Raw genomic sequence first — 3353 nt, forward strand, 5'->3', positions numbered from 1 at the left:
TGTCCTATGCTTTTGAACTCAAGGAGTTTGAGAACAAGGCGGACTACGAAGCAGCCCTTGTCGAACTCTTGGAAGAACACCAGATTGACTTGGTTTGTCTCGCCGGCTACATGAAAATCGTTGGGCCAACCTTGTTGGCAGCTTATGAAGGCCGAATCATCAACATTCATCCAGCCTACCTGCCAGAATTTCCAGGAGCTCATGGGATTGAGGATGCTTGGAATGCTGGTGTTGCTGAGAGTGGTGTTACCATTCACTGGGTGGACTCAGGTGTGGATACAGGAAAGGTCATCAAACAAGTCCGCGTACCACGGCTGGCTGATGACACCATCGAAAGCTTTGAAGCTCGCATTCATGAGGCGGAGTATAAGTTGTATCCAGAGGTGTTGGATAGTTTGGGAGTGGAGAGAAGGTAAAAACGAAATCAGAGCTGATTTTATGACAGTCCAACATCAAAAAAGGAGGATTCTATGGGTCTATTTGATTTTTTCAAGAAGAAATCTTCTGATGAAGAGAAGTCAACGAAAGATGAAGATAAGATTGTTATTAAAGTTGAAAATACAGATGATAGCGCTCCAGGATGGGAAGCGATTGATGCAGAGTTTAATCGTTTATATCCAGATCAGCCTAATCCACTTCATTATGGGACAGTTATCAAGTATATGCTAGGCGGTCCAGATCCGCTTGATGGCATCAGTGTTTATGATGCAGGAGATTTTTGGCATTTTGTGAGTTATGGCTTGTCAGAATTATATACCAAAGAAAGCAAAGACCCTGAATACAGTGGTTATGGGATTGAATTAACGTTTAAGTTAAAGAAATCAGATAATGACGAAGAAGAAATTAACAATGGCTGTGGTCTGCTACAGTATGTGGCAAGATATATTTTTAAAACGGGTAAAGTGGTTTTGCCAGAAGAATACATCTATACCAAGCAAACGGTAGGAATTGATGCCCAACAGAAATCTAATTTGACGGGGTTCTTGACTGCTGCTGATGATTTAGCCAAGACTCTAGATACCCCGCATGGAAAAGTGGAATTTGTAACCTTAATTGGTGCGACAGACGCCGAACTGCGAAGTATTTATGAAAGTGAAACTAGTAAGCTTGAGGTCAGAAAACTGTTAAAAGAACTTGGGAATCAGCTTACAGACTATAATCGCCAGTCTTTGGTTTAAATGATATGAAAGCACCTCTTGATACAATGAAAGGAAATAACATGACTAAACGCGCCTTAATCAGCGTCTCAGACAAAGCGGGCATTGTTGAATTTGCCCAAAAACTCAAAAAACTTGGTTGGGACATTATCTCAACAGGTGGTACCAAAGTTGCCCTTGACCATGCCGGGGTGGAGACCATTGCCATCGATGATGTGACTGGTTTCCCAGAAATGATGGATGGTCGTGTCAAGACCCTTCATCCAAATATCCACGGTGGGCTCCTCGCTCGTCGTGACTTGGATAGCCACTTGGAAGCGGCTAAGGACAATCAAATCGAGCTCATTGACCTTGTAGTGGTCAATCTTTATCCTTTCAAGGAAACCATTCTCAAACCAGATGTGACTTACGCTGATGCGGTGGAAAATATTGACATCGGTGGACCATCTATGCTTCGCTCAGCAGCGAAGAATCATGCCAGCGTAACAGTTGTGGTAGATCCTGCAGACTATGCAGTGGTTTTGGACGAATTGGCAGCCAATGGTGAAACAAGTTACGAAACTCGCCAACGTTTAGCAGCCAAGGTTTTCCGTCACACTGCGGCTTATGATGCCTTGATTGCAGAATACTTCACAGCTCAAGTGGGTGAAACAAAACCTGAAAAGCTCACTTTGACTTATGATCTCAAGCAATCAATGCGTTATGGGGAAAATCCTCAGCAGGATGCGGACTTTTACCAAAAAGCCTTACCGACTGACTATTCGATTGCATCAGCGAAACAGCTCAACGGTAAAGAATTGTCCTTTAACAATATCCGTGATGCGGATGCAGCCATTCGTATTATTCGTGACTTCAAAGATCGTCCAACCGTTGTGGCTCTCAAACACATGAACCCATGTGGTATTGGTCAGGCTGATGACATCGAAATTGCTTGGGACTACGCTTATGAGTCAGACCCAGTGTCTATCTTCGGTGGGATTGTCGTTCTCAACCGTGAGGTGGATGCTGCGACAGCTGAGAAGATGCATGGTGTTTTCCTTGAAATCATCATCGCGCCAAGCTATACGGATGAAGCGCTAGCTATTTTGACCAACAAAAAGAAAAACTTGCGCATTCTAGAATTACCATTTGATGCCCAAGATGCAAGCGAAGTAGAAGCTGAGTACACTGGTGTAGTAGGTGGACTTCTGGTGCAAAACCAAGACGTGGTCAAAGAGAGCCCAGCTGACTGGCAAGTGGTGACCAAACGCCAACCAACCGAGACAGAAGCGACAGCCCTTGAGTTTGCATGGAAGGCAATCAAATACGTCAAATCAAACGGTATCATTGTGACCAACGACCACATGACACTTGGTGTCGGCCCTGGTCAAACTAACCGTGTGGCATCCGTTCGTATTGCCATTGACCAAGCCAAAGACCGCCTTGATGGTGCTGTGCTTGCCTCTGACGCCTTCTTCCCATTTGCGGATAATGTGGAAGAAATCGCTAAAGCAGGTATCAAGGCCATCATCCAGCCAGGAGGCTCCGTTCGTGACCAAGAATCTATCGAAGCAGCAGACAAATATGGCTTGACCATGGTCTTCACAGGCGTGAGACATTTTAGACATTAAGAAGATTTATATTGGAGAAAATGGTTAGATATTTTCTCCAATTTTTTGCGCAAAAAAACTCCCGAAAGGATGAATGAATCATCTTTTTGGGAGTTGAATTTTATAAGGACTTAACAGAATTAGAAAGAAAGTCCACTTTGGAAAGCGCTGAGTTTTTGTTTAGCTACTTCGTTGATTTGATCGATAGCAGCATTGATAGCTTGGCTAGTCAAATCAGATAGAGTTTCCATATCTTCTGGGTCTACAATAGCAGGCTGAAAGTCAATTTTGACAACCTTTTTATCACCAGTAAGAGTTGCTACAACTAAATCTTGGCTAGATTTTCCAACAAATTCAGTTGCGGCTAATTCTGCTTGAGCAATGTCCATGTCTTTTTTAAGTTTTTGGGCTTGCTTCATCATGTTTTGCATATTCATCATGATAATATGTCTCCTTAATGTCTATTACTTATTTATTCTACCATATTTGGTAGGTCAATGCAAGATTGTTCTAGGTCAATTGTCAACTGATAATCGGTCTTATCACGGACGGTGTGTTCGAAGTCAGTGGTGTAGAGGACGAGGCGGAGTTGGTCGCCTTTTTTCAT

Annotated in this window: 5 protein-coding genes; 3 read left to right on the forward strand and 2 right to left on the reverse strand. The window is 43.3% G+C overall.

What is annotated here, in order from left to right:
* The 3 genes from purN to purH all read left to right on the forward strand — a co-directional run.
* On the forward strand, positions 1 to 416 hold a 416-nt coding region (gene purN / locus Q0191_RS05040), incomplete at its 5' end, for a phosphoribosylglycinamide formyltransferase (RefSeq protein WP_297664399.1).
* Between the two features lie 54 nt (positions 417 to 470).
* Positions 471 to 1178, forward strand: coding sequence for a suppressor of fused domain protein (locus tag Q0191_RS05045; RefSeq protein ID WP_297664401.1), 708 nt, complete (start codon positions 471 to 473; stop codon positions 1176 to 1178).
* Positions 1179 to 1219: 41 nt separating this feature from the next.
* Positions 1220 to 2767 (forward strand): bifunctional phosphoribosylaminoimidazolecarboxamide formyltransferase/IMP cyclohydrolase, encoded by a 1548-nt coding sequence (purH, locus tag Q0191_RS05050; protein ID WP_297664403.1) that lies wholly within the window; start codon positions 1220 to 1222, stop codon positions 2765 to 2767.
* A 119-nt stretch (positions 2768 to 2886) separates the two neighbouring features.
* Here purH and Q0191_RS05055 read toward each other — a convergent pair whose 3' ends face one another.
* Together Q0191_RS05055 and Q0191_RS05060 are read right to left on the reverse strand one after the other, a co-directional pair.
* Positions 2887 to 3186 carry a YbaB/EbfC family nucleoid-associated protein gene (locus tag Q0191_RS05055; protein ID WP_061908727.1) on the reverse strand — a complete coding sequence of 100 codons (300 nt, stop codon included), beginning with the start codon at positions 3184 to 3186 and terminating at the stop codon, positions 2887 to 2889.
* Positions 3187 to 3218: 32 nt separating this feature from the next.
* A partial coding sequence (locus Q0191_RS05060) for a CocE/NonD family hydrolase C-terminal non-catalytic domain-containing protein (RefSeq protein ID WP_297664407.1) occupies positions 3219 to 3353 on the reverse strand: 135 nt, incomplete at its 5' end.

Source organism: uncultured Streptococcus sp. (assembly GCF_938036805.1).
Taxonomy (GTDB): Bacteria; Bacillota; Bacilli; order Lactobacillales; family Streptococcaceae; genus Streptococcus.